Below are 25,621 nucleotides of genomic sequence, written 5' to 3'. Positions count from 1 at the left end.
GCCCCCCGACCAGCCCCGAGCCTACCTGGGTAGCCAGCCTGACCCGCTGCGATTCACCGCCTGAAAGCGTTGAGCTCTTCCTGTCCAGCGTGAGATAATCCAGTCCGACATCAATGCAAAACCCCAGCCTGGCGATTATCTCCTTGAGCACCTGGCGGCTGATTATTTTTTCTTTATCGCTCAAAGTCAGGCCCCGGAAAAAATCCCTGGACTTGACCAAAGACATCCCTGTCACTTCATAAATATTCTTTCCGTTTATCTTTACCGCCAGGCTCTCCTTTTTCAGCCTTGTCCCGCCGCATCCCGGGCAATCCTGGGTGGACATAAACTTATGGATCTCTGTTTTCAAATACTCGCTGTCGGTCTCATGGAAAAGCCGCTCCAAATGCGGGATGACCCCCTCAAAACGCTTTCCGGCGACATATTCGTCCGTGCCGTAAAGAATAGTCTGCTGGATATCTTTTCCCAGTTTATTAAAAGGCATATCCAGGTCAAAACCGATCTGGCTGGCCAGTTCGCGCAAAAGCCAGCGGTAATAAAGTATATAACCTCTGCCGCCGCGCTTCCAGACAGCGATTGCGCCTTCGTTGATAGACTTGGAACGGTCCGGGATCACCAAGGCAGGGTCAAATTCCAGCTTTATGCCCAGGCCGTTGCAATCCGGGCAGGCGCCGAACGGGGAATTAAAGGAAAAAAGCCGAGGTTCTATTTCAGGGATACTGATGCCGCATTTTGAACAGGCGTATTCCTCGCTGAACGCCAGGTCTTTTTTTTCATCAGAAAGATGGACGATAAGCAGGCCTTTGCCGAATTTCAAAGCGGTCTCGACCGAATCCACCAGCCGGCTTTTTATCCCGGGTTTTATTGCCAGCCTGTCCACCACAGCTTCGATATTGTGGATCTTGTATCTATCCAGCTTGATCTTTGCCGGCAGTTCTACTATTTCATTATCGACGCGCAGCCGGACAAAACCGGCTTTCTGCATCTGCCCGGGAATATCCCTGTATTCGCCTTTTTTGCCGCGGATCACCGGAGCCAGTATAACGATAGCCTTATTCTGAGGCAATTCCATAACCTTATCCACTATCTCCTGGGAGCTCTGGCGGTTTATAGGCGCGCCGCATTTATAGCAGGAGGCGTGCCCGATGCGGGCAAAAAGCAGGCGCAGGTAATCATAGATCTCGGTCTGCGTCCCTACTGTGGAGCGCGGGCTGCCGCCGGCTGTCCTTTGCTCGATGGCTATAGCCGGAGAAAGGCCCTCGATATATTCCACATCAGGCTTCTGCAACTGTTCCAGGAACTGCCTGGCGTAGCTGGAAAGGCTCTCTACATAACGGCGCTGGCCTTCGGCGTATATGGTATCGAAGGCCAGGCTGGACTTGCCCGATCCGGAAAGCCCGGTGACCACGATAAATTTATTCCTCGGCAGTTTAAGGTCTATGCCTTTAAGATTATGCTCTCTCGCTTTACGTATTACGATGAATTCTTCCATAGAAAGGATTATAACAAAAAACAAGGCCCCTGTAAATCCCAACCGGACTCCAGGGGCCTTATTTTAAGGAACGTGCTTATCTCTTTTTCTTCTTTTTGCCGCCTCTCTGCATCTTCGCGCAGGAGACATCACCTTGCTTGTCCACAAAGTAGAGATAACCAACCTCTCTCTTTATGCCGCACTTGGCGACTTTCTGGGGCTTACCGCCTTTGCTCTTGCCTCTTGCCATTTTCGCGCAAGACACATCACCGGCTTTATCAACGTAATAAAGATAGCCCTTCTGCCTCTTTACTCCGACTTTGACTAATTTCTTGGCCATATATGTATTCACCTCCCTTCACAAGTTTGTGAGTTAAACATTCGCCGGCAATCGTCATTGCCGGCGCGCGACAATCTACCGTCAAGTCCCTACCCGCACCGGATAAAGCACCTGTTTCAAGGTAGCCAGGGCGGAAAGCACCGCCATATAACTGGTCTTGGGATTATCCGGATGCAATATATTTTCTGTGCGGGTGAAGATATCGCCCGCCTCAGCCTGTATCCGGATCTCGTGGATATTCTTCGTGGTTGACGGCGAGGCGATCAGCCTGACCTGCGTTTTGACCGGCCCTATCCCGGCAATGCTCAAAACCCCCGCCACATTGATATTCTGGGGAAAGAATTTCATCGCCTGCGCCGCGGAACCCGAAAATATCGCCGTGTCCTTTTTTATTTTTTTCAGGTCGATCTTCTTATCCGCGATGTATTTAACCCCGGAAAAAGACTTCGGGTTCTTGCGCGTGGTCAGGATAACTTTTCTTATCTTACCCATGGCAGCCGCCTTTAAAGCGTCCACCCCGGCGATCGCTCCGCTGGGTATATATATCCTGCGGTTATTCGCGTCCGCTAACCTGCTCAACTTGCCAAAAGACCCGACAATACCACCCACGCTCATTATCATTATGTCGCGCTTTGACTTAAGCACCCGCGAGGCGATCTCAGCCGAAACACTGGCATGCGCCGCTTCGATCACTAGGTCGGACCTGCGGATCAATTCATCCAAACAAGGGACCGCCAGATCTTTCCCCGGCGAAACGCGCTTTGACAAGTCCCTGGACCTGGCGCAATTAATGTCCTGCAAAGCGGATAAACCGGCTTTCTTGGCAAAATCCCTCGTGATTATCTTAGCCAATGAACTGCCTATCGCCCCGCACCCGACTATTCCGATCCTTAATTTCTTATTCATTTTTTTAATCCGGGCCTTATCACGATATTATCGATCAGCCTGGTATTGCCGATCTTTACCGCCAGGCAGATCAAACATTCATCGCTTATCCGGGATATCTCCTTTAGGTTGTCTGGGTCCACGATCTTTATATAATCGACATCAGCATTCTTTGCCGCTGCGATCAAAGCCGACATTCTGCGGATGATCGCTTGGGGATCCCTTTGCCCGGCTTTGATCAGGTCCTTTGCCAGGCTTAAAGCGGCGCAAAGGCATAACGCGTCGTTCCTTTGCCGGTCATCCAGATAAATATTCCTTGAGCTTAAAGCCAGGCCGTCTTCTTCTCTGACAATAGGCATCACGTTTATATTTATGCCGAAATCCAGGTCTTGGGCCATCCGCTTGATGATCACCGCCTGCTGGCAGTCCTTCTGGCCGAAATAGGCGTTATCCGGACGGACGATATTGAATAGTTTGGCCACTACTGTGGTCACTCCGTCAAAATGCCCTGGCCGGGATGCGCCGCATAAACCTTTTCCCAGTTCCCTGACAGAAACGCCGGTCTTGAAACCAGGCGGATACATATCCTTGGCTGACGGATAAAATATATAATCCACTCCTTGTTTACGGCAGAGCATTGCGTCTTTTCGCGCCGTCCGGGGATAACGCCTGAAATCCTCTTTAGGGCCGAACTGGATGGGATTGACGAATATGCTGACTACAGTAATATCATTGTCCCTGCGGCAGCCCCGCACCAGGCTTAGATGCCCCTCGTGCAAAGCCCCCATTGTCGGCACCAGGCCGATACGCAGGCCTTTTCTCTTACATCGGCCGCTCAAATCCTGCATTACCCTTATGCCGCGGATTATCTTCATCAATTATTTCTTAGCCTTTGATCTGCGTTTAACAATAGCCTTCCTCTTAAATCCGGGTTTAACTGGTTTACCTTTTGCTTTCCGGAGACTGCCTATAACCTCAGGGGCGATCTCTTTTAAAGGGCCAAGGACAAAATCGCGCTCCATCATCCTGGGATGCGGTATACACAGCGCGTCCTCATGGATACGCAGGCCGGCGTAAGTCAATATATCCAGGTCAATGGTGCGCGGGCCGTTGACTACTGCGCGCACCCTTCCCAGGGCTGTTTCTATTTTTTGGAGTTCCTGCAAAAGCTGATAGGGGCTGAGTTGCGTCTCGATTTCCAATACGCCGTTAAGATACGGGCCCTGAACAGGGCCGCCTTGCGGTAAAGTTTCAATGATGCGGGAGATTTTCTTTACTTTGGTTACACCAAGCATACGGATCTCTTTTATGGCTTTATCGATATGATATCTTCTATCGCCGAGGTTAGAACCAATACCTATGTAACAAGTGGCCATATAATTCGACTTAAATTATTTTCTTCAACCTCTCCACTGCTTCCTTTATCCTGGCCTTATCCACGGTCAAAGCGAACCGGATATAACCTTCGCCGCTTTCTCCGAATCCCACGCCAGGGGTGACCACGATGTTCGCCTTTTCCAGGATCCTGGCGCAGAAATCTATAGACTTGTTGCCCTTGGGAATGTCTGCCCAGACGTAAAAAGTAGCCTTGGGTTTATTCACCTTCCAGCCCATGGCGTTCAATCCGTCCGCAGGATATCCCTGCGCTCCTCGTACACCTTACACATCTTGCTGATATGGCTGCCGCTTTCCTTTATTGCCGTTACCGCGCTGACCTGGACCGCGGAGAATATCCCGGAATCGATATTGGACTTGACTTTAGCCAGTCCGGCAACCAGGGCCTTATTTCCGCAGGCCCAGCCCACTCTCCAGCCGGTCATATTGCAGGTCTTGGAAAGCGAATGGAATTCAATTCCGACTTCTTTGGCGCCATCCACATCCAGAAAACTCAAAGGTTTATAGCCGTCATAAGCCATTTCCGAATATGCCAGATCTGAAATGACTATGAGCTTATATTTCAACGCGAGATTTATTACCTGCTCATAAAAATCCTTTTCACAGGTGGCGCCGGTGGGATTATTCGGATAATTAAGATAGATCATCCTGGCTTTTTCAAGCACGGATTGAGGGATCGCTTTCAGGTCAGGAAGAAATTTGTTCTTTTCCAGCAAAGGCATCAAATAGGGCTTGCCTCCGGCAAAGATCGTCCCGCCTTTATAAGGGGGATAACACGGGTCCGGCACTAAAGAATATTCCCCGGGATTGGTGAATGCCAGAGGGAAATGCGCTATCCCTTCTTTTGAGCCGATCAAAGGAAGCACCTCGTGATCCGGCTCCAGATTAACCCCGAACCGCTCTTTATACCACTCGCTGATCGCCTGGCGCAAAACCGGCATCCCCTGGTCCAGGGCATAACGGTGGTTCGCCGGGTCAGTCGCGGCCTTCTGCAATGATTGAATAATGAAATCCGGCGTAGGCTGGTCCGGGTCGCCTATGCCTAAATCGATTATATCGCGGCCTTCCTGGCGCGCCTTTCTTTTGGCTTTATCGATTTCCAGAAAAAGATACGGCGGCAATTCCTGCAGGCGTTTTGAGATCGAAAATTCCATTTAAATACTTTGCTCCTTTCTAATATCCTTTAGCTACCTTTTCGGCTATTTTAACCGCCAATTCCACTACAGACTCCAGATCATCGATAGAAAACACTCCGGTAGGCGCGTGAACATACCGGGTAGGGATGCTCAGCACTCCGGTGGATACGCCCTCGCGGTTCATATAGATTATCGCCCCGTCGGTCATCCCGCCTTCCAGCACATCCATCTGGTATTTTATCTTATTCTTTTTGGCGGTATCTACGAACATATCCTTGATCTTGCGGCTGACGATCAGGCCTCTTCCGGAAGCCTCGATAATAGTAATGCCTGCGCCGCTGCCCAGCTTAAGCGAAGATTCTGTTTCCTTTATCCCCGGGGTATCCCCGGCAACCGAGGTATCCAGGGCAATGGCGAAATCCGGGTTGATCTTGAATGACGATGTCCTGGCGCCTTTTAAGCCCACCTCTTCCTGGACAGTAGCCACAGCGTAAACCTCGGCGTTAACCTTTAATTTCTCCATGATCTTGATCAGGGCGTAACAGCCTACGCGGTTATCCACCGCTTTGCCGTAGCATAAAGGGCCGTTCAATACCCCGGATTGCGAATCAAAAACCACCGGATCAGCGATGCTTACTCTTTTTTCCGCGTCTTCCCTGCTTTTGGCGCCGATATCGATAAACATATCCTCGTATTTAAGCGGATGCTTGCGTTCTTCGTCTTTCTGAAGATGCGGCGGTTTTGTCCCGATTATCCCATAAATATCCTGGCCCTTGGATTTGACTATTACCTTCTGGCCAACCAGCACGCGGTCATCGATCCCGCCGACCTTGATAAAATTCAAGTAACCTTCTTTGGAGATATGCTTGACCAATAAACCGATCTCGTCCATATGCGCGGCGAGCATTATCTTGACCTTGCCTTTTCCCTGCCTGCCGGCAGGCGGGCCCTTCCTGGCGATGACATTGCCGAAATTATCGATCAAAACCTCATCGCAGCTTTTCTTAAGCTCGGCCTTCATTATCCCGGCGATCTCTTCCTCGTATCCTGAAACGCCTGAAGCGTCCAATATTCTTTTGAGCAGCGGATCCATTTTATCTACCCCCAAATAACACATCCTGCATAGTGTATAATCCCGCGGGCTTATCGGCGATCCATTTCGCCGCTTTCAAAGCCCCGACCACAAAAAGGTCGCGGTTATGCGCCTGGTGCTTTATTTCAATGCGTTCGGAATTGCCGCAGAAGATCACCGTGTGGTCGCCGAATATATCCCCCAGCCTTATGGCATGGGTAGGTATCGTTTTCCCGGTTACCGAAGTTATCACCTGGGCCAGCTTCTTGGCCGTGCCCGAAGGCGCGTCCTTCTTGAACTTATGATGGGCCTCGACTATCTCTATGCTGTAATCCGGGCCGAGCTTTTTGGCGATCTCCGGCAGGACATTAAAAAGCGTGTTCACCCCGATGGACATATTAGGGGAAAAAACCACCGGGACCACTTTAGATACTTCCTCGACTTTTTTTATCTGGCTATCGGACAAACCGGTAGTCCCCAGGACCAGGCCTTTCTTGTAACTGGCGACATAATCCAGGTGCTGGTCGGTGGCTTCGGGGAGGGTAAAATCCACGAACACATCGATCAGGAACATCCCGTCGGGATTGGAGGATATCTTCAGCCTGCCGATCTCCTTGCCGATCTCGGGTATCCCTCTGCGCTCCAGCGCGAACGCGACTTCAAAATCCTTGTCCTGCTGGGCCATTTCGATGATCCTTCTCCCCATTTTTCCGATCGCTCCGGCCACTCCTAATTTTATCATTTAACAACCTCGTCTTTTCAGCTTTCAGCTGTCCGCTTAGGGCTATTTTAAAAGTCCGTATTCCTTCAAAGCCTTTTTTAATTTTTCCAGGTTCTCCGGCAGCATCCCGCACATCGGAAGCCGCAGGTCCGGTTCGCACATCCCCAAAAGCCCCATCGCGGTTTTTACCGGTATGGGATTGGTCTCGATGAACATCGCCTTGATCAAAGGAAGCAATTTATAATGTATCTCCCGGGCTTTCTTGACATCCCCTTTTTCAAACTCCTTCACCATCTCTGCCACGTCCCGGGGAACGATATTCGCCACTACCGATATTATCCCTGTGCCGCCGATGGACAAAAGCGGAAGCGTAAGCGCGTCATCGCCTGAAATAAGGTCGAAGCCTTCAGGGCACAACGCCCTTATCCGGGACATCTGCTCTAAACTGCCTGAGGCCTCTTTTACGCCCACTATATTCCTGCATTCTTTGGCCAGCCTTGCCATAGTCTCCGGTTCGATGTTCACCCCGGTGCGCGATGCGATATTATAAAGGATGATCGGGATATCCGCGGCATCCGCTACTGCCTTGAAATGCAGATAAAGGCCTTTTTGCGTGGGCCGGTTGTAATAAGGCGCTATCTGTAAAGAGGCATCCGCTCCGATGGCAGCCGCGTGTTTAGTCAAAGCAACCGCCTCTTCCGTGGAATTAGAACCCGTCCCAGCCATAACCGGTATCCTTTTATTCACCTGTTTAACGATGATCTCAATAACCCGTTCATGCTCGGCCGGAGATAACGTCGCCGACTCCCCGGTGGTCCCGCAGGGGACAATGCCGGAAGTCCCGTTATTGATATGTAATTCTATCAACTCTTTCAGCCTCTTTTCATCGATCCTTTCGTTCTTGAACGGTGTGACCAGCGCTACAAGAGAACCGCTAAACATAATATACCCCCTGGTAAACTATCCTGGCTTTTCCTTCCAGCCATACATTTTTGAATGAGCTCTCTTCCCTTTCAAAATGCACCTTTAAAACTTCATTACTTTTGGTGATCACATTGATCTTTTTCAAGGGTAAAGCGCTGAGTTTTTCGGCGGTAACCAGAGCGGCCGCGGTAGCCCCAGTGCCGCAGGCCAGGGTCTCACCCTCCACCCCTCTTTCATAAGTCCTGATCCTTATTGAATCCTTATCCTCGATCTCCACAAAATCCACGTTGGTCCCGGCAGGCGCGAAATCTTTATGATACCTGATCTGCCTGCCCAACTGGGCCACAGCGATATTATCCAGGTCCTGGACAAATATTACGGTATGCGGAACGCCGGTATTGATAAAATTTACCCGGATCGAGCGGTTGTTCAATCTCAAAGGCATATTAAATTTCATTTGTTTTGGATCAGTCAGTTGTATCCTTACCCCGTCCTTGTTTACCTGCGCCTTTACCAGGCCGGCCATAGTCTTGACCTCAAAACAGCTTTTGATGCCTTTGATCTTGCGGCTGACATAAAGAGCGAAACAACGGCCGCCATTACCGCACATCTCCGCCTCGGAGCCGTCGGAATTAAAAATGCGCATCCTGGCAGCCGCGCCTTTAACATTATCCCAGATCAATAACCCGTCGGCGCCGATCCCGAATTTCCGGTCGCACATCTCCTTAGCCAACGCGGACAACTTTTGTTTTAAGTATATTTTAAGGCGGCGGTTATCGATAAGGACAAAATCATTCCCCGCGCCGACTAATTTAGTGAAATCGATCTTTTGCGCCATTTGCCTCTCCCGACTACTTACCTAAACTTACTCGGTTTTACTTATATTTAATCTATACTACTTATACATCTACTTACATATATGCAGATTTACTTAAACTTACTCAAACTTACTCGCGATGACCTCATTATGAACCAGGTCATTATAAGTCTCCCGCCGACGAATAAGCATCGTTTTCTTGCAGCTGACCAGGACCTCTGCCGGCCTGCGCCGGGAATTATAATTGCTGGCCATGCTGAATCCGTACGCGCCGCTGCACATCACTGCCAGAAGATCGCCCGCGCTGACTTCCGGGATATTCCGATCCTTGGCGAAGAAATCCCCGCTCTCGCAGATCGGGCCCACCACGTCAACCTTGCTCTTCTTCGCCTGGGACTTGGCCAACGGCCAGATCTCATGATGCGCCTCATATAGCGCCGGGCGGATCAAATCGTTCATTCCCCCATCTTGAATCACAAATTTCTTAAGCGGGGTCTTCTTCACGTAAAGGGTCTTGACCACCAAGGCCGCGGCTGAGCCGATAATGAACCTGCCCGGTTCCATAATGATCTTCAACCCGCTTTTTTTTAAGATCGGTATGACCTTACGGGCAAACTGATCAGCGGTCTGCGGGGCCTCATTGTTATAAACTATGCCCAGGCCGCCGCCGATGTTCAGATATTCCAGTTTCAGCCCCTTATCCCGCTGAGCAGAGATAAACGCGGTGACCTTCTTGATCGCCGCGACAAAAGAATCCCCTTCGGTAATCTGGGAGCCGATATGGATATGCAGGCCCTTGATCCTGGCGTAGAAGAACTTATCCGCCATCTTCAATATCCCGGCGGCGGTGTCAAAATCGATCCCGAATTTATTGGTCAGCTTGCCGGTAGTTATATATTTATGCGTCTTAGGCTCGACATCCGGGTTGATCCTTAAGGCCACATTGGTGAATTTATTCAACCTCTTGGCGATCCGGTTGATGTTCTCCAGCTCCGGCAATGACTCGGCATTAAAGAAAAGTATCCCTTGCTTTATGGCATCCTCGATCTCTTTATCGGTCTTGCCTACAGAGGCGTAAACGATCTTCTGCGCCGGGCATCCGGCTTTTATCGCCCGGAACAGCTCCCCGCCGGAGACGATATCCAGGCCGGCGCCCTTGGCTACCAGGGCCTTTAATATCGAAAGGTTGGAATTAGCCTTGACTGAATAACAAATCAACGGATTTACATCACAAAAAGCCTTCTTCAGCTTGAGGAAATGCGCCGTAAAAGTGTTGTAGCTGTACACGTAAAGCGGAGTGCCGAACTTATCCGCCAGGTCTTTTATCCTGACGTCCTCGCAGTAAAGCTGCCCGTTCTTGTACCTGAAATCATGCATATCCGCTCCCTGAGTTGAAACCAGCTATTTTCTTTTGATCGATCTCTTTGTTGCGCAGGCAAAAACCGGATCGAACACCTTCCTGATCACCTGCTTGTTCAAATGCGCCGAGAAGGCTTTCAGTTCGCTATCGCCGATGCCCTTGATCTTGATCTTCTTGTCTTCGGCAAAACGGATCAGCCTGCCCACGATCTCATGAGCGGTTTTAAAAGCTACGCCTTTACTTACCAGATATTCGGCCAGCTCCGTGGCGTATAAACTTTCGTCTTCCAGGGCCTTGCCAACCGCGGCCTTATTCAGCTTTATCCCGGGAATGAATTTAGCCAGGATATTCAATTCATCCTTGACCGTCTCCACCGAAGAGAATAAAGGCTCCTTATCCAGCTGCATATCCCGGTTATAGGTCAAAGGCAGGCCTTTCATCGTGGTCAGGATTGAGACCAGATTACCGTATATCCTTCCGGAATAACCCCGGGCCAATTCCAGAAAATCCGGGTTCTTCTTATGCGGCATAAGGCTCGAGCCGGTGCAGAATTCCTCCGGCAGGTCCAGGAAATCGAATTCCTTGGTCGAATAAAGGATCAGGTCCTCGGCCATCCGCGAAATATGCATCTGCAGTATGGCCAACGCAGCCATGAATTCGATGATGAAATCCCTGGCGCTGACATTATGCAGAGAATTCCCCGCGGTGCCGATAAACCCGGCGTTCAAAACGCTTTTGATCGCCCGGTCATAATCGGCCTTTTTAATGAAGCTCCCGGCCAAAGCCCCTGCCCCTAAAGAAACCTTAAGGCCCTGTTTGAACCCGTATATCCGCTTGAAGTCGGCGTGGAGCATAAAGGCAAAGCTGTTCATATATTCTGCGAAGCTTACCACCTGGGCCCGCTGGGTATGGGTATATCCCACGATATGCTCTTTGGGATATTTTCCGGCTAACTGCGGTATCGCCTTATTATTTATATCCGCGATCAACCCCAGTATCCGGCCGGCCTGATCATAGCAATAGAACTGTTCGTCAAAAGCCACCATATCGTTCCGAGACCGGAAGCTGTGCAGCTTCAAGGCCGCGGATTTCGCCTTAGCCTCCAGCCGGTTCTGGATCTCGGTGTGGATATCCTCGGAATCGGGGTCATAGACAAACGCGCCTTTTTCTATCTGGCTTAAAATGCCTTTTAACGCGGCGGTCAACTTCTTAGCCTCGGCATTGGTCAATACCTTGGCATAAACCAGGGCCTGGACATGGATCAGCGAATGATAAACATCATACTTGGCTAATTCATGATCATATCCTATGGATTTCTGAAAAGATTCAAAATCCTTGTCTATAGGCTTCTTGAACCTTCCTCCCCACAGTTTTTTCGCCATATCCGCCTCTTTTAAATTTTAAGGTTTAAAACTACCATTCAATTTTTCTATGCCTATACCTTTGCCTATCTTTTATACGGCATGCCCCAAAGCTTGATGAATCCCTCAGCCAGCTTCTGGTCGAATTTGTCCTCGGCGCCATAAGTGGCCAGCTCTTTTTTATACAGCGAGTGCGTTGATTTCCTGCCTACCGCCGCGCAATTCCCTTTGAACAGCTTCAAGCGGATCGTGCCGGTGACGTGTTTCTGGGTGGATTCCACAAAGCTGTCCAGGGCCTGCTTAAGATGAGAATACCATAACCCGTAATACACCAGCTCCGAATATTTCAATGAGACGATTTCCTTGAAATGGGCGACTTCCCGGTCCAGGACCAGGCTCTCCAATTCTTTATGCGCGGTATAAAGTATGGTCCCGGCAGGAGCCTCGTATATCTCGCGGGATTTTATCCCGACTAATCTGTTCTCCACCATATCGTACCTGCCGATGCCGAAAGCCCCGCCGATCCGGTTAAGCTCCTCGATCATCTCCTTGAGCTTATAGGTCTTTCCGTCTAATTTCTTAGGCACGCCTTTTTCAAAGGCGATCTCTATGTATTTAGGATAAGTGGACCCTCCGCTCGGGCTCTTAGTCATGATATAAGCGTCTTCCGGCGGCTCCTGGTCCAGGTTCTCCAATACCCCGGCCTCAATACTGATCCCCCAGATATTCCGGTCCAGGCTGTACGGTTTTTTCTTGGTGACGTCGATCGGTATGTTATTCTTCAAAGCGTATTCGATCTCCTCTTCCCGGGATTTGAATTCCCAGTCCCTTAAAGGCGCGATAATCTGCAGTTTCGGGTCGAGTATGGCGGTAGTGACCTCCAGCCTGACCTGGTCATTGCCTTTTCCGGTGCAGCCGTGGCCGACGTACTCGGCCTTTTCTTTATGCGCCACCTCTACCAGATACTTGGCGATCAGCGGCCTGCCCAAAGCCGTAGCCAGGAAATATTTCCCCTCATATACGGCGTTGGCCTTTAATGACGGAACAATGAAATCCTTGATGAATTCATCCTGCAGGTCTTTGATATAGACCTTGGAAGCGCCGGCAGCCAGGCCGCGCTCCTCGATCTTCTGAAAATCCTCGCCCTGGCCCAGGTCGGCGATAAAACAGACCACGTCAAAACCTTTATCCTTGAGCCATTTTATGGCGCAGGATGTATCCAACCCGCCAGAATACGCCAACACGATCTTTTTCACTATACCACCTCAGACATTTATTTTAACAGTTTCACCAGTATCGCCTTCTGCACGTGCAGCCGGTTCTCCGCCTGGTCAAATATTATGGAATTATCCCCGTCAATGACTTCATCCGAGATCTCTTCGCCGCGGTGCGCCGGCAAACAATGCATAACCAGGCAATTCTTATCCGCCAGAGATAACAGTTTCTTATTCACCTGATAGTCCTTAAAATCCTGCTTGCGTTTTTGCGCTTCGCTTTCCTGGCCCATTGAGGCCCAGACATCGGTATAGATCACGTTGGCCCCTTGCACCGCGGTCTGCGCCTTATGAAAAAGACTTATCCTGGAACCGGTCTTCTCCGCGGCGGACTTTGCGCCCAGGACCATATCCGCGTCCGGGTCGTAACCCTGAGGCGTCGCCACATTGATATTTACTCCCAACTTAGCGCAGGCGTAAAGCAGGGAATTACAGACGTTGTTGCCGTCTCCTATATAAGCCACGGTGATATTTTTGAAGCCTCCGAATTTCTCCTTTATGGTAAAGGTATCGGCCAATGCCTGGCAGGGATGCGACAAGTCCGAAAGCCCGTTGATCACCGGCACGCCGGCGTATTTAGCCATATCCAGGACGTTCTGATGAGCGAAAGTACGCAGGACAATTCCGTCAACATACCGGCTCAGGGTCTTGGCCACGTCATGAATGGTTTCCCTCACCCCAAGCTTGATCTGCGCCGGGCCGAGATATACGGAGTTGCCGCCCAATTCATACATCCCCACCTGGAATGAAACATAGGTCCGGTTGGAAGGCTTCTCAAAGATCAAAGCCAGGGTCTTGCCTTTAAGTACACCGGTGAACCTTTTCGGGCTCTTCTTGATCTTATGTGTCAGATCGAATATATCCTTGATCTGCTCCAAGGTTAATGTCTTTATGGATATCAGGTCTCTCTTCATAGTTTCGCCTCTTTGATTGCTTTTTCCATTATTTTTACCGCTGTGTTTATCTGTCCGATAGTCACGTTCAAAGCCGGCATTACCCGGAGCACGCTGTCATGCGTGCAGTTGATCAAAAGCCCTTCTTTGACGCAGGCCTCGACTATCGGTTTACCGGGTATGGATAATTCCACCCCGCACATCAGCCCCATTCCCCGGACATCCTTGATCACCGGGTATTTTTCTTTTAAAAGATTTAATTTATTCAGAAGATGCCCTCCCATACTATTGGCATTATACAGCATCTTCTCTTTCTGTACCGCGGTCAAAACAGCCAGAGCCGCCTTGCAGATCACCGGTCCGCCGCCAAAAGTAGAAGCGTGCGTGCCCGGAGTAAACAAGTCAGCCAGCTCTTTCCTGGCAAGCATCACACCGATCGGCAATCCGCCGGCCAAAGCCTTGGCCAGGACGAAGATATCCGGGACGATCCCGTAATTCTGCCAACAGAACATCTTTCCGGTCCTGCCGATGCCTGTCTGCACTTCATCGATGATCAACAGGAGCTTCTTCTCATCGCAAAGCTTGCGCAGACCAGCCACGAAATTCTTATCCGCGATATTTATCCCGCCCTCGCCCTGGACCAGTTCAAGCATTATCCCCACGGTCTTTTCGGATACAGCCTTTTTTACCGCGTCCAGGTCATTGAATTTTACCTGTTTGAACCCCTCCAGCAGGGGCTTAAATCCCTGCATGTATTTTTCCTGGCCGGTGGCGGCTAAAGCGCCGGTGGTCCGTCCGTGAAAGGCATTCTCGAAGGTGATGATCTCATTGCGTCCGTTGCCGTATTTCCGGGAAAGCTTTATCGCCGCTTCGTTAGCCTCTGCCCCGGAATTGGCGAAGAACACTTTAAAATCCTGCCGGGTCCAGTAATTCAACTCTTTGGCCAACTTAGCCTGCGGAAGATTGTAATAATTATTGGGGACAAAGATCAGTTTGGATATCTGGTCCCTGACCGCATTCATTACCCCGGGATGGCAATGCCCCAAAGACCCTACTCCCCAGCCGGGGAAGAAATCCAAATATTTCTTGCCGTGGATATCCCAAAGGAAACTGCCCTTTCCTTTGACGAATATCAGCGGCACCTTGGTGTAACTGGGCGCCACATAATCTTTATATGTATCGAATATCTCCTGCAATTTCATCCCATCTTTCTCAAGACCCGGTCTTCTAACGCTTCATCCCCCAACGATTTAGGAGATCGGGTCTCGATCTATAAAACGATTTCAGTGCCGATGCCTTTATCGGTGAATATCTCCAGAAGCAGCGCGTGTGGAATACAGGCATCAACCATATGTGTTTTCTTTACCCCTCTGCTCAACGAATCCATACAAGCCATTACTTTCGGGATCATCCCTGTCTGTATGACTTTCTGCTCGATCAACGCCTTGGCTGACTCGCCGGTCAGCGTGGAGATAAATGAATGCGGGTCTTCGGCGTCGCGCATGATCCCTTTGACGTTGGTCAGAAGAACCAGCTTTTCCGCTTTAAGCTCGGCGGCTATGCTCGCCGCCGCCTCATCCGCGTTCACGTTGTAAGTCTTTTTATCCTGGCCTATGCCCATCGGTATGATCACCGGGACATGGTTATGCTGTAATTCGTCGTTTATCGCCTTGCTGTTCACTCCCACGATATGGCCTACCAGGCCCAAGTCGATCTTGGCCTTCTTCTTTTCAGTCTGGATAAGATTCTTGTCCCTGCCGTTCAAACCCACCGCCTTCGCGCCCAGATCTTTGATCTCGCCAACAATCAGGTCGTTCAATTTCTTCAGCTCTTCCTCGACCAGCATCAGCGTCTCTTCGTCGGTCACGCGCATCCCGTCCACAAAGTCCGTCTTCTTGCCGGTAGCCCGCATCCTGCCGCTGATGTTCGGCCCGCCGCCGTGGACCAGAACAGGCTTAAGCCCCATGAAATTCAGGAAAACTATATCCTCGAGCACGCCTTCCCTGATCTTCTCCTCGCCCAGGATACTGCCGCCGTATTTGATCACGATGATCTTATCCTTGAACTGCCTGATATACGGCAGGGCTTCTATAAGAACTTCAGCTTTCTTTATCGCTTCTTCCATTTATCACCCTTTTCTAATTGTACGCCGCGTTTATCTTGATATATTCAGGGGTAAGGTCCGAGGTGTAAACAACGCACCCGCCTTTACCCAGGCCCAGATCCACATCAACCCGGACTTCCTTCTTATTCAGGGGCCCAAGCTTTACCTTCAATTTTTCCTCTTTGACCTCAGCCCCGCTTGCTCCCACAGCCGCAACCACCCTGCCGAAATTCGGATTTTCTCCGTATATCGCGGTCTTGAAAAGGTTGGAATTGGCGACCGCCAAAGCAGCTGACTTCGCCTGGCTCCCATTCCGCGCCCCCTTGACCCTTATCTCGATCAGCTTGCTCGCTCCTTCGCCGTCTTTGACCATAAGTTTAGCCAGTTCCAGGCAGATAATATCCAACGCAGCGCTGAAAGGCCTGAAATTCGCGGTCTCAGTAATAATCTTATTTCCGGCGCAGGAATTGGCCATCAGGATCACCGTATCATTAGTGCTCATACATCCGTCAACGGTTATGCAGTTGAAAGAGCGCTCCACCGCGCCGGTCAGGGATTTTTTCAAAGCCCTTTGCGAGATAGCCGCGTCGGTAAAAATAAAGACCAGCATAGTCGCCATTTTCGGGGAGATCATCCCCACGCCTTTGCCTACCCCGCAGATCGTAACTACTTTACCGCCTATCTTGAGCTTAGCGGTAACCTCTTTGGGAAATTTATCCGTGGTCATTATCGCCAGTTTGGCCTTTTCTATGCCTGCGGCGGACGCGCCGCTGATCAAACCCGGCAAAGCCTTGGTAATCTTGGTTACATCCAGCCGCTTTCCGATGATCCCGGTAGATGCCGGAAAAACCGCGCTTTTGCCGATCTTAAATATTTTGCCTGACTCAGCGGTCACCTTGACCGCGTCAGACATCCCCTGTTTTCCGGTGAAACAATTGGCGTTGCCGGAATTGGCGATGACCGCGTGAAAACCTTTACCGGATTTAAGGTAACTCTTGCACAACGCCACTGCCGGCGAGGCTATTTTATTGGTAGTGAACATACCCGCGGCCTTAGCCCGGACAACGGAATAAAAAACCGCCAGATCCGGCTTGCCGGACTTTTTCAATCCGCAGTTAATGCCGTTGGCCGCGAAACCCGCAGGTAAAATAGCCTTCTTGATTATCCGCACGAAAATCCCCTTATATTAACGCTGCTTCTTCCGGAAAACGGAACATAATATTCATATTCTGGACAGCCTGTCCGGAAGCGCCTTTTAACAGATTATCGATGACCGCGATGATTATTATATCCTTGCCGGACACGCTTATGCCGATATCGCAGTAATTGGTGCCGACCACGTCCTTTAAGGTCGGGAAATGGCCTTCTTCCCTGATCCGCACAAAAGGCTCATTCTGGTAAAACCTTTTATACAAAGATATAATATCCTGCGTATCGGGTTTTCTGCTGGCGTTGCTCTTTACATATATGGTCTCCAGTATCCCCCGCTTCAAAGGCAATAAATGCGGAACAAAGGTTATCTGGATCTCCTTATCGGCCTGCCTTGACAGTTCCTGTTTTATCTCCGGCATATGCTGATGCCTGTTTATTTTATAAGCCCGGAAATCCTCATCCACCTCGGTAAAGAGAAAATCCTTCACCGCTTTTTTGCCCGCGCCGCTGGTCCCGGACTTGGCGTCAATTATTATAGAATCCAGGCCTACGCAGCCGGCTCTCAAAAGAGGCGACAGCCCCAGGATAGCCGCGGTCGGATAGCATCCGGGATTGGCTATAAGCTTGGCCTTCTTGATCTTCTGCCGGTTCATCTCCGGAAGGCCGTAAACCGCCTGGTTAAGCAGCCCTCTATCCGTATGTTTGACGTCGTAATACTCCTCATAGACCCTGGCATCCTTGATCCGGAAATCCGCTCCCAGGTCGATCACTCGTTTACCGGCCTTAAGCAGCTCGGGGACGATCGCCATGGAATAAGTATGCGGCATAGCCAGGAAGACCAGATCGGCGTCGCTTGAGGCCAGCGCTTTTTTATCCAGCTTCTGGCAGACCAGGTCCGTCTTATTATTGAACCGCGGCAAAAGCTCCGAAAGTTTCTTCGGCTCGTCGGTGGTAGAATAAAGGCGGCCGATCCGGACATTGGGATGGCGCAGCAGTATCCCGATCAATTCCTGTCCGGTGTAGCCTGTCGCCCCGACGATATCCACAGTTATATTCATTTTCTCTCCTCGGATTTTTTTATAATCAGGTATTCATTATACCTGTAATAAAAAATATTTTCAAGTATTTTCTCGTCGGAAGCTAAAATAGCCCTTCTCGACAAAACAGTCGTATTATCCCGTCAGATAGACACTTCGCGCAGATGCGCTCGTATCTGCCGGATTTTTCGGCCAAACGGCTTAGCTCGTCCACAAACAACCGTTTCACGGCCTCTCCAGGACGCCTGGTTTGCGTGCATCCTGGATTAATTCGCGCATATAATTTATGTCGCTCTGCCAACTTACCGACGGCAGCTCCATAAATTATGCGCTCATTAAAAAAAAATCCCGCTGTTTCCAGCGGGACCTTTATGGCCTTTACTAAATGTATTTGCGAATCTTTTTAAATATGCTTTACCTCTTTGTCCACTGGAAGCGTTTACGTGCCCCCTTCAATCCGTACTTCTTGCGCTCCTTCATACGGGGGTCGCGGGTCAGGTATCCGTTTTTGCGCAGCATATCCTTCAACTCCGGCTCTGCGAGCACTAAAGTCCTGGATATGGCGTGCCTTAAAGCGCCGGCCTGCCCGGTAATTCCGCCTCCGCGGATATTCACCACTACATCGTATTTAGCAATAGTATTGGTCAACCGCAACGGCTGCCTGATGATGATCCTGTCGGTCTCCCTGGGAAAATATGAATCCGCGGCCACACCGTTAACCGTGATGTTGCCTTTTCCGCCCGGGATAAGGAATACCCTGGCAACCGCTTCTTTACGTCTTCCAACCGCGTTATGTTTGATTATGCTATCCATATTATTTGACCAATTCCACCTTTTCCGGTTTTAAACCCGCATGCGGATAATCACCGCCCGCATATATTTTTAATTTCTTTATCTGCTTCTCGGCTAAAGCCCCTTTAGGCAGCATTCTTTGCACAGCCAGCTTCATCACTGTCTCGGGCCTGTTAGCCAGCATAGTATCCATGGTGATCCTTTTTTGGCCATCGGGATATCCGGAATATCTCTGATAAACCTTATCCGAGAGCTTCTTTCCGGTAACCTTGATCTTTGAGGCGTTGATGACTATGACCCCGTCTCCTGTGTCCATATGCGGGGTAAAAATAGCCTTGTGTTTTCCTCTCAATATCATGGCAATGCGCGAGGCAAGCCTGCCCAGGATCTGATCCGAAGCATCTACCAGGAACCACTTTCTCTGAATTTCACTTTCTTTAGGTAAATAGGTTTTTTGCATAGTTTTAAAAGTATATCATACTTTGCAATTCTGTCAAACATTTTTTTAAAATAATTTTCATGAGGCCACAACTGATGGGGACAGCGCAGCCGCCTCCAACAGCCTTTTTGTATAATCCTGCCCCGGGCTGCTGAATATATCCCCTGCCTTGGCTAACTCCACAACTTTGCCTTCGCGCATCACCGCCACCGAATCCGCCATATATTTAACGACCCCCAGATTATGGCTGATGAATATATAGGTAAGCCGGAACTTCTGTTTCAGCCTGGCTAACAGCTCCAATATCCTGGCCTGAATGGTCAGGTCCAAAGATGACACCGGCTCATCCAAGACCAACAGCCGCGGCTCGCTGGCCAATGCCCGGGCAATGCAGATCATCTGCCTCTGGCCTCCGGAGAATTCCGCAGGATAACGGTTCAAAGCAGTCTCATCCATTTCCACCATTTGCAATAGTTCTATCGCTTTCTTTAACCGGGCACTGCCGTGCGCTATCTTATGGATTGATAACGGCTCAAAGAGCATTTCCTTTATCCGCATCTTGGGGTCAAGACTGTTATACGGGTTCTGAAAAATGATCTGCACGTCCTTGCGGAAATCACCTATCAATTCCCGGTTAAAAATAACCTCGCCTGAAGTCAAAGGGATAAGATCCAGTATTATCTTGGCTAAAGTGGTCTTGCCTGAACCCGACTCTCCCACAATCCCCAGCGTGGTAAATTCATCGACCTTAAAGCTGACATTGTCCAAGGCATTGAACACCCGGCCCGGCCGGCTAATAAGCCCCTGCTGGCCGGGAAATGACTTGGTGACGTTCTTAAGCTCCAGGATCATTTCTAAATCCTTCCGATCTTTTCATAAGCTGCGATCAGCTCTTTGGTATGAAAATGCTCCGGCGACTTAAATATAGCCGCCGTGTCCGCCTGCTCAACGATCTTCCCCTGATACATAACAATAACCCGCCGGCTGATCCTGCGGGCAATGGACAGGTTGTGGGTGATAAAGACCATTGAAAACTTCATCCGCTGCTGCAATTGCGAAAGCAATTCCAGTATCTGCGCCTCTATAGTGACATCCAGGGCAGTGGTCGGCTCATCGGCGATCAAAAGCTTTGGGTTGCCCGCCAGGCTCATAGCGATAAAAGCCCGCTGGTTCATCCCCCCGGAAAGCTGATGCGGATAGCTGAAGAAAACCCTCTTGGGCTCGGTTATCCTGACCTGCTCCAGCAATCCCAGGGCCAATTCATCCGCCTCTTTCCTGCTCTTGTGCTGATGCAGAACAATCACCTCGGATATCTGGCTGCCGATAGTGTAAACCGGATTCAAATAACTTGCCGGCTCCTGGAATATATAAGATATGTCTTTGCCCCGGATATTTATCAGTTCTTTTTCCGTAAGCCCCAGGATATCCCTTCCTTGAAAAACAACCTCCCCGGAAGTTATCCTGGCGTTGGCCGGAAGTATCCTGGTCAAAGCCAGCGCAGTCGCGCTCTTGCCTGAGCCGGATTCCCCTGCCAGGACCACTATTTCATTCGCATTGACCTGCAGATCGACGCCGGCAACAGCGTGGATGAACTTATCTTCCACCCGGAATTCGACTTTCAGATTTTTAACTTCCAGCAGTTTATCCATAATACTTACCCGATGACTTTCTTCAACCCTTCGGCGATAAAATTAAACCCCAGGATGGTGATCAAAATAGCCAGCCCGGGGAACACAGTTATCCACCAGGCTATTCCCAGCGTGGATTTGGATTCAATAAGGATGTTTCCCCAGCTTGGCATAGGCGGCTGCACGCCCAGGCCTAAAAAGCTTAAACCGGATTCCAACAGGATCGCTCCGGCAATACCCAGGGTAGCGTTGACCAAAACCGGGCCCGCGGCATTGGGTATCAGATGCCGGACAATAATGCGCAGGTCGGAGCAACCTATCGCGGTTTCCGCCTGGATAAATTCCCGCTCTTTCAAAGACAAGATCTCTCCCCTGACCAGCCTGGCCGGCCCCATCCAGCTGGTCAAACCGATAATGATCATAATATTGAAGATGGACGGCTCTAATATCGCCACTACAGCCAGGATCAGAAAGAACGTGGGAAAACATAACATGATATCGCAAAAACGCATGATCAAAGTATCAATGAACCTGCCGTAGAACCCGGCAAGAGCGCCCAGGAACAGCCCTAAAAAAGTGGATATGCCCACTGCAATGATCCCGATGCACAAAGATATCCGCGCCCCCCAGATCATCCTGCTGAACAGGTCCCTGCCCAGGCTGTCCGTGCCCAGCCAATGCGCTGAAGAAGGCGAACTCAATAAACTCCGGCTATCTATCTGCGAAGGATCATAAGAGCTGATCAAGGGAGCGAATATCGCGGCCAGGCTGAGAATGCCGATGATGAATATCCCGCAGATAAGATATGGATTATTTTTCATTTATAGCGTATCCTCGGGTCAACGTAAGCGTAACTTATATCCGCGATCAGGTTACCCAGCATAGTCAGAACAGCGCCCAGAGCCACCTCTGCCATGATCAAGGGGTAGTCCCGCATCATTACCGCTTCATAGAACAGCCTGCCCAAACCGGGCAAGGCGAAGAGCGATTCAAAAATAACGCTCCCTCCCAAGAGCCCGGGTATGGAAAGACCGATGATCGTGACTATGGGAAGGCTGGCGTTGCGCAAAGCGTGCTTATAAACAACTTTGCTTTCCGGCAGGCCTTTAGCCCTGGCAGTATAAATATATGGCTGGCTCAAGGCCTCCATCATGCTTGAGCGCATATAACGCGAGATGACTGCCAGGCTTCCCAGGCTGGAAACAAATACCGGCAGGATCAAATGCCATACCCGGTCCCAGACTTTATGCGCTAAAGTGAAATACTCATAGTCCAGGGATTTTATCCCGGAGATCGGCAGCCAGCCCAAAGTTATGCATAGCAACTGCATCAACAGCAAAGCCAGCCAGAAAGTCGGCATGGCGAAAAGAATAAACCCCAGGAAAGTGGTAAAATTATCGAATCCCTTTCCCGGCTTAAGGCTGGCTTTTATGCCGACAGGTATGGCTACCAGAAAAACAAAGATCAAAGAACTTATATTTATGGCCAGGGTCAAAGGGATCCTTTCCACGATCTTATCCAGGACCGGCCGGTTATCCCCGAAAGAACGGCCCAAATCAAGAACGCAAAGCCTCTTCACCCAATCCAGGTACTGGCTGACCAAAGGTTTATCCAAACCGTAGAGCTTAACCATCTTCAGCCGGATCTCCGGCGAGACCTTAGGGTTCAGCGCCTGGTCAAGGGTAGTCGGTTTTCCCGGGGCTAAATGTATCAGGGTAAAACTGATAATAGTGATCCCAAAGAGCACCGGTATCATCCCTAATAATCTTTTTAGAATATATTTGCTCATCTTAGGGGACGGTTCCTTGCTTCCGAACCGCTTCCCACTCCTTAAGTTACAACCACGCAATTGCCAAAAATAATGCCATTTCGCCTGCTAAGAGCCTTCTTATATCTCAATATCTGCTAATAGGTTAGATAACGAGGAACCGTCCCCTATTTAATTATTCGGTATTTCTGATCGGCAGTTTTGACCCACCAGTCGATGAAATTATAGCCAATGCCCGCCGGAGCCGGCTTGATACCCTGGAAGCGCTTATGCAGTATGGACAAACTCTCCGAAGTGAACAGGAACATATACGGTTGTTCATCATAAATTATAGTATGGATCCGATTGTATATCTTGCGCCTTTCCTGCTGGTCAAAGGTCCTGCGGCCTTCCAGAAGGAGCTTATCCACCTCTTCATTCTTGTAACCGATGAAATTGAATTCCCCTTCCCTGGTCTTGGAAGAATGCCAAATATCGAAATTATCCGGCTCCCTGGGCACGCTCCAGCCCAGAAGGATCGCCTCAAAATTCTTTTTATCGATCACCTCCGAAAGGAAAACGCTCCATTCCACCACCTTGATCTTTACCCGGATGCCGATATCCTTAAGCCTGCGCTGGATTATTTCCGCGACCTTCAAGCGCTCTTCATTGCCCTGGTTGGTGACAATGGTAAACTCAAAGATCCTCCCGTTCTTTTCAAGCCAGCCGCTTCTTTCACTGTCTGCCCAGCCAGCCTGCTTGAGCAATTGCTTAGCTTTTTTAGGATCGAAAGGCACCGGGCTCACCGACCGGTTATACGCCCAGGACTGCTGGACATACGGACCGGTGGCGATATTGCCGAATCCCAATAAGACCATATCAATTATCTCTTTCTTATCCACCGCGTAATTCAAGGCCTGCCTGATCCGCTTGTCCGAAAATCTGGAATCGCGCAGATTATACCCCAGATATGTGTAATTAAAACCCGGCAGCCGGAACTTACGGTAATATTTTATAAAAAACTCGCTGTCAGTCTGGCGGCTGTATTGCAAAGGGCTCAGGCCTGAGGAATCAACGCCCTGGGTCTGCAGTTCCAGAAATATCGTGGATTCATCAGGGATAACCCGGGTAATTGCCCGGTCGATATACGGCTGATGCTCGAAATACCTCGGGTTGGCTGTCAGCTCAATCTTTTCCTGCGGCTTCCAGGATTTTAATTTATACGGGCCAGTCCCCACCGGGTTACGGCTGAATTTGGTATCATTAAGGTCCTCTTTTTCCAATAGATGCTTTGGGATTATGGACATCCCCCAACTGGCCAGTCCCGGGACAAAAGGCTCCTTATAAGTTACCTTGATATTATGGTCGTCCAGGACTTCCAGGGACTTGACCCGCTCAAAATCACCGCCGTATGGAGTCCGGACCTGCGGATCAATCATCTTGTTATAGGTGAATTCCACATCAGCAGCGGTAAAAGGGACCCCGTCCTGCCAGACAATGTTCTTTCTGAGATGGAAAATAATGACCAGACCGCCTTCCAGCACCTCCCAGCTTTGCGCCAGGTCTCCGGTCAAATTCAGGTCTTTATCGTATTTGACCAGGCCGTTAAAGATCATCCCGCTTACCTCGCTGGAAGAGCTGTCCGAAGCCAGCATAGGAAGGAGATTGCGGGCGTCGGCTATGGAAGCGCTGACAACGGCATCCCCTCTATCCTGGCCGAAAGCCAGCCCGGCAAGCAAAACAAATAAAAAAGCTACCAGTATGATTGGCAGCTTTCTTATGATAACAATATTTTTAGGAATTACATTGCCCACTGAGTTTATGTTTATTTATTAACCGCTGGCTTAGTCTCTTCCGCGGCCTTTTCCGGTGCCGGAGCCTTTTGTTCAGTCACCGCGCTCGCAGCAGCAGGCGTATGTCCGGCCGGAGCAGCGGCAGTGGCGTTTGCCACGGGAGTCGCCGCAGCAGCCGCGCTCGCTTTCGGCTTGCTCTTAACATCGCGCATCAAAGAACGGCTCTGCTTCAAAGACAGGCCGGTAAGTATCAGGCAGGTCAGAAAAAAAGTTATTGCCGCGCCTGTGGTCAATTTGGTCAAAAACGAGCTGGTTTTGGTGCCGAACATTGATTCAAGATTGGAGAAGCTATCCACGAACCCGCCGCCTCTTCCTCTTTGAACAAGTATAAGAGCGATCAGCGCAAAGCAAGCAATAAGATGGATCCAGAGAATTATAGTCATTATTTATTCACCTTTTCTGCCTGTTTGATAATTTCAGAGAACGACTCCACCTTCAGGCTGGCGCCGCCCACCAGGGCGCCGTCAACATCAGGCTGGCTCATTAACTCCGTGATATTCTCAGGCTTAACGCTTCCGCCGTATTGTATCCTTATGGCGTCAGCTGTTTGTTTATTATACATCTTTTCCAGCAAACCGCGGATAAATTTATGCGCTTCCTGGGCCTGCTCCGGGGTAGCGGTCTTTCCGGTGCCGATCGCCCAAACCGGTTCATAGGCGATAACGCATTTCAAGGCGTCATCAGCGCTCAGGCCTTTAAGGCCGTTCTGGATATGGTCGGTCAAAACATCAAAAGTCTTGTTGCCCTCCCGCTCCGCCAGTAATTCGCCGCAGCAGATGATCGGGGTAAGCCCGTGCTTTAATACCGCCTTTACCTTGTTATTCACTGTCTCATTGGTCTCTGCGAAGAACTGCCTGCGCTCGGAATGCCCGATGATCACGTATTTGCATCCGGCGTCCTTTGCCATCGGCACCGATACCTCACCGGTGAACGCGCCTTCATCCTGCCAATAAACATCCTGGCAGCCTAAAGCGATATTGGAATTAACGACCACCTCAGCGGTCTCGCTTAACGCGGTGAACACCGGGCAGATCACGATATCTATTTTCGCGGCATCTACTTTGAAAAGTTCTCTCTTTAAACCATTAGCCAATTCTATTGCCTGGCCTATGGTCTTATACATCTTCCAGTTACCCGCTATAATAGTTTTTCGCATCGAACTCCTTATGTTTTTATTTGGAGTGAGATTCCGAGGAGTATGCCGAAATACATTTCGGCAT

26 protein-coding genes and 1 pseudogene are annotated in these 25,621 nt (G+C 50.0%); all 27 read right to left on the bottom strand.

The genetic code is table 11. The features are described 5' to 3' along the window. On the bottom strand, positions 1 to 1,492 hold a 1,492-nt coding region (locus M0R35_01025), incomplete at its 3' end, for an excinuclease ABC subunit UvrA (GenBank protein MCK9594243.1). Between the two features lie 76 nt (positions 1,493 to 1,568). Further along, the gene (locus tag M0R35_01020) at positions 1,569 to 1,811 is read right to left on the bottom strand and encodes a hypothetical protein (GenBank protein MCK9594242.1); all 243 of its coding nucleotides are present in this window, start codon (positions 1,809 to 1,811) and stop codon (positions 1,569 to 1,571) included. 81 nt (positions 1,812 to 1,892) lie between these two features. Further along, positions 1,893 to 2,717, bottom strand: a complete 825-nt coding sequence (locus M0R35_01015; GenBank protein MCK9594241.1) for an aspartate dehydrogenase — start codon at positions 2,715 to 2,717, stop codon at positions 1,893 to 1,895. Further along, positions 2,714 to 3,571 (bottom strand): pantoate--beta-alanine ligase, encoded by an 858-nt coding sequence (gene panC, locus M0R35_01010; GenBank protein ID MCK9594240.1) that lies wholly within the window; start codon positions 3,569 to 3,571, stop codon positions 2,714 to 2,716. The genes M0R35_01015 and panC overlap by 4 nt, the downstream gene beginning before the upstream one ends. 3 nt (positions 3,572 to 3,574) lie before the next feature. Then, complete coding sequence (folK, locus tag M0R35_01005) at positions 3,575 to 4,072, bottom strand: 2-amino-4-hydroxy-6-hydroxymethyldihydropteridine diphosphokinase (GenBank protein ID MCK9594239.1); 498 nt, start codon at positions 4,070 to 4,072, stop codon at positions 3,575 to 3,577. 10 nt (positions 4,073 to 4,082) lie between these two features. Further along, positions 4,083 to 5,245 (bottom strand): annotated as a pseudogene (locus M0R35_01000) (LL-diaminopimelate aminotransferase). 19 nt (positions 5,246 to 5,264) lie between these two features. Beyond that, on the bottom strand, positions 5,265 to 6,320 hold the full coding sequence (locus M0R35_00995) for a M42 family metallopeptidase (GenBank protein MCK9594238.1): 1,056 nt from the start codon (positions 6,318 to 6,320) through the stop codon (positions 5,265 to 5,267). Between the two features lies 1 nt (position 6,321). Continuing rightward, positions 6,322 to 7,041, bottom strand: coding sequence for a 4-hydroxy-tetrahydrodipicolinate reductase (gene dapB, locus M0R35_00990; GenBank protein ID MCK9594237.1), 720 nt, complete (start codon positions 7,039 to 7,041; stop codon positions 6,322 to 6,324). Positions 7,042 to 7,083: 42 nt separating this feature from the next. Next, positions 7,084 to 7,962 (bottom strand): 4-hydroxy-tetrahydrodipicolinate synthase, encoded by an 879-nt coding sequence (dapA, locus tag M0R35_00985; GenBank protein ID MCK9594236.1) that lies wholly within the window; start codon positions 7,960 to 7,962, stop codon positions 7,084 to 7,086. Then, complete coding sequence (gene dapF / locus M0R35_00980; GenBank protein MCK9594235.1) at positions 7,955 to 8,782, bottom strand: diaminopimelate epimerase; 828 nt, start codon at positions 8,780 to 8,782, stop codon at positions 7,955 to 7,957. Before dapF ends, dapA begins: the two co-directional genes overlap by 8 nt. Positions 8,783 to 8,881: 99 nt before the next feature. Then, positions 8,882 to 10,138: a diaminopimelate decarboxylase gene (lysA, locus tag M0R35_00975; protein MCK9594234.1), complete on the bottom strand. Its 1,257-nt coding sequence runs from the start codon at positions 10,136 to 10,138 to the stop codon at positions 8,882 to 8,884. A 24-nt stretch (positions 10,139 to 10,162) separates the two neighbouring features. After that, positions 10,163 to 11,503: an argininosuccinate lyase gene (gene argH / locus M0R35_00970; GenBank protein ID MCK9594233.1), complete on the bottom strand. Its 1,341-nt coding sequence runs from the start codon at positions 11,501 to 11,503 to the stop codon at positions 10,163 to 10,165. A gap of 65 nt (positions 11,504 to 11,568) precedes the next feature. Then, complete coding sequence (locus M0R35_00965; protein ID MCK9594232.1) at positions 11,569 to 12,741, bottom strand: argininosuccinate synthase; 1,173 nt, start codon at positions 12,739 to 12,741, stop codon at positions 11,569 to 11,571. 14 nt (positions 12,742 to 12,755) lie between these two features. Then, a complete protein-coding gene (gene argF, locus M0R35_00960; protein MCK9594231.1) occupies positions 12,756 to 13,670 on the bottom strand; it encodes an ornithine carbamoyltransferase in 915 nt (304 codons plus the stop codon). After that, a complete protein-coding gene (locus M0R35_00955) occupies positions 13,667 to 14,851 on the bottom strand; it encodes an aspartate aminotransferase family protein (protein MCK9594230.1) in 1,185 nt (394 codons plus the stop codon). The genes argF and M0R35_00955 overlap by 4 nt, the downstream gene beginning before the upstream one ends. A 68-nt stretch (positions 14,852 to 14,919) precedes the next feature. Then, on the bottom strand, positions 14,920 to 15,774 hold the full coding sequence (argB, locus tag M0R35_00950; GenBank protein ID MCK9594229.1) for an acetylglutamate kinase: 855 nt from the start codon (positions 15,772 to 15,774) through the stop codon (positions 14,920 to 14,922). 13 nt (positions 15,775 to 15,787) lie between these two features. Continuing rightward, entirely contained in the window at positions 15,788 to 16,924 is a 1,137-nt protein-coding gene (argJ, locus tag M0R35_00945) for a bifunctional glutamate N-acetyltransferase/amino-acid acetyltransferase ArgJ (protein ID MCK9594228.1), read from the bottom strand. A 10-nt stretch (positions 16,925 to 16,934) separates the two neighbouring features. After that, positions 16,935 to 17,963: an N-acetyl-gamma-glutamyl-phosphate reductase gene (argC, locus tag M0R35_00940; protein ID MCK9594227.1), complete on the bottom strand. Its 1,029-nt coding sequence runs from the start codon at positions 17,961 to 17,963 to the stop codon at positions 16,935 to 16,937. A gap of 393 nt (positions 17,964 to 18,356) precedes the next feature. Further along, on the bottom strand, positions 18,357 to 18,755 hold the full coding sequence (gene rpsI, locus M0R35_00935; GenBank protein MCK9594226.1) for a 30S ribosomal protein S9: 399 nt from the start codon (positions 18,753 to 18,755) through the stop codon (positions 18,357 to 18,359). A 1-nt stretch (position 18,756) separates the two neighbouring features. After that, on the bottom strand, positions 18,757 to 19,194 hold the full coding sequence (gene rplM, locus M0R35_00930) for a 50S ribosomal protein L13 (protein ID MCK9594225.1): 438 nt from the start codon (positions 19,192 to 19,194) through the stop codon (positions 18,757 to 18,759). Between the two features lie 57 nt (positions 19,195 to 19,251). Beyond that, a complete protein-coding gene (locus tag M0R35_00925; GenBank protein MCK9594224.1) occupies positions 19,252 to 20,025 on the bottom strand; it encodes an ATP-binding cassette domain-containing protein in 774 nt (257 codons plus the stop codon). A 2-nt stretch (positions 20,026 to 20,027) separates the two neighbouring features. Continuing rightward, positions 20,028 to 20,822 (bottom strand): ABC transporter ATP-binding protein, encoded by a 795-nt coding sequence (locus M0R35_00920; GenBank protein MCK9594223.1) that lies wholly within the window; start codon positions 20,820 to 20,822, stop codon positions 20,028 to 20,030. Between the two features lie 5 nt (positions 20,823 to 20,827). Continuing rightward, complete coding sequence (locus tag M0R35_00915; protein ID MCK9594222.1) at positions 20,828 to 21,622, bottom strand: ABC transporter permease; 795 nt, start codon at positions 21,620 to 21,622, stop codon at positions 20,828 to 20,830. Beyond that, the gene (locus M0R35_00910) at positions 21,619 to 22,590 is read right to left on the bottom strand and encodes an ABC transporter permease (GenBank protein ID MCK9594221.1); all 972 of its coding nucleotides are present in this window, start codon (positions 22,588 to 22,590) and stop codon (positions 21,619 to 21,621) included. Before M0R35_00910 ends, M0R35_00915 begins: the two co-directional genes overlap by 4 nt. A 146-nt stretch (positions 22,591 to 22,736) precedes the next feature. Then, positions 22,737 to 24,362, bottom strand: coding sequence for a peptide-binding protein (locus M0R35_00905; protein MCK9594220.1), 1,626 nt, complete (start codon positions 24,360 to 24,362; stop codon positions 22,737 to 22,739). 11 nt (positions 24,363 to 24,373) lie between these two features. After that, positions 24,374 to 24,784 carry a preprotein translocase subunit SecG gene (gene secG / locus M0R35_00900; protein MCK9594219.1) on the bottom strand — a complete coding sequence of 137 codons (411 nt, stop codon included), beginning with the start codon at positions 24,782 to 24,784 and terminating at the stop codon, positions 24,374 to 24,376. After that, entirely contained in the window at positions 24,784 to 25,557 is a 774-nt protein-coding gene (gene tpiA / locus M0R35_00895; GenBank protein MCK9594218.1) for a triose-phosphate isomerase, read from the bottom strand. Before tpiA ends, secG begins: the two co-directional genes overlap by 1 nt. Between the last annotated feature and the right edge of the window lie 64 nt (positions 25,558 to 25,621).

Source organism: Candidatus Omnitrophota bacterium, from assembly GCA_023227985.1.
GTDB lineage: Bacteria > Omnitrophota > Gorgyraeia > Gygaellales > Profunditerraquicolaceae > JALOCB01.
The sequence above is the reverse complement of the archived record's forward strand: the minus strand, read 5'-3'. Positions and strand labels throughout refer to the sequence as shown.

Coding starts and splice junctions, on each gene's coding strand:
- M0R35_01020 (MCK9594242.1), bottom strand. CDS start 1,811: ATGGCCAAGAAATTAGTCAAAGTCGGAGTAAAGAGGCAGAAGGGCTAT.
- M0R35_01015 (MCK9594241.1), bottom strand. CDS start 2,717: ATGAATAAGAAATTAAGGATCGGAATAGTCGGGTGCGGGGCGATAGGC.
- panC (MCK9594240.1), bottom strand. CDS start 3,571: ATGAAGATAATCCGCGGCATAAGGGTAATGCAGGATTTGAGCGGCCGA.
- folK (MCK9594239.1), bottom strand. CDS start 4,072: ATGGCCACTTGTTACATAGGTATTGGTTCTAACCTCGGCGATAGAAGA.
- M0R35_00995 (MCK9594238.1), bottom strand. CDS start 6,320: ATGGATCCGCTGCTCAAAAGAATATTGGACGCTTCAGGCGTTTCAGGA.
- dapB (MCK9594237.1), bottom strand. CDS start 7,041: ATGATAAAATTAGGAGTGGCCGGAGCGATCGGAAAAATGGGGAGAAGG.
- dapA (MCK9594236.1), bottom strand. CDS start 7,962: ATGTTTAGCGGTTCTCTTGTAGCGCTGGTCACACCGTTCAAGAACGAA.
- dapF (MCK9594235.1), bottom strand. CDS start 8,782: ATGGCGCAAAAGATCGATTTCACTAAATTAGTCGGCGCGGGGAATGAT.
- lysA (MCK9594234.1), bottom strand. CDS start 10,138: ATGCATGATTTCAGGTACAAGAACGGGCAGCTTTACTGCGAGGACGTC.
- argH (MCK9594233.1), bottom strand. CDS start 11,503: ATGGCGAAAAAACTGTGGGGAGGAAGGTTCAAGAAGCCTATAGACAAG.
- argF (MCK9594231.1), bottom strand. CDS start 13,670: ATGAAGAGAGACCTGATATCCATAAAGACATTAACCTTGGAGCAGATC.
- M0R35_00955 (MCK9594230.1), bottom strand. CDS start 14,851: ATGAAATTGCAGGAGATATTCGATACATATAAAGATTATGTGGCGCCC.
- argB (MCK9594229.1), bottom strand. CDS start 15,774: ATGGAAGAAGCGATAAAGAAAGCTGAAGTTCTTATAGAAGCCCTGCCG.
- argC (MCK9594227.1), bottom strand. CDS start 17,963: ATGAATATAACTGTGGATATCGTCGGGGCGACAGGCTACACCGGACAG.
- rpsI (MCK9594226.1), bottom strand. CDS start 18,755: ATGGATAGCATAATCAAACATAACGCGGTTGGAAGACGTAAAGAAGCG.
- rplM (MCK9594225.1), bottom strand. CDS start 19,194: ATGCAAAAAACCTATTTACCTAAAGAAAGTGAAATTCAGAGAAAGTGG.
- M0R35_00925 (MCK9594224.1), bottom strand. CDS start 20,025: ATGATCCTGGAGCTTAAGAACGTCACCAAGTCATTTCCCGGCCAGCAG.
- M0R35_00920 (MCK9594223.1), bottom strand. CDS start 20,822: ATGGATAAACTGCTGGAAGTTAAAAATCTGAAAGTCGAATTCCGGGTG.
- M0R35_00915 (MCK9594222.1), bottom strand. CDS start 21,622: ATGAAAAATAATCCATATCTTATCTGCGGGATATTCATCATCGGCATT.
- M0R35_00910 (MCK9594221.1), bottom strand. CDS start 22,590: ATGAGCAAATATATTCTAAAAAGATTATTAGGGATGATACCGGTGCTC.
- secG (MCK9594219.1), bottom strand. CDS start 24,784: ATGACTATAATTCTCTGGATCCATCTTATTGCTTGCTTTGCGCTGATC.
- tpiA (MCK9594218.1), bottom strand. CDS start 25,557: ATGCGAAAAACTATTATAGCGGGTAACTGGAAGATGTATAAGACCATA.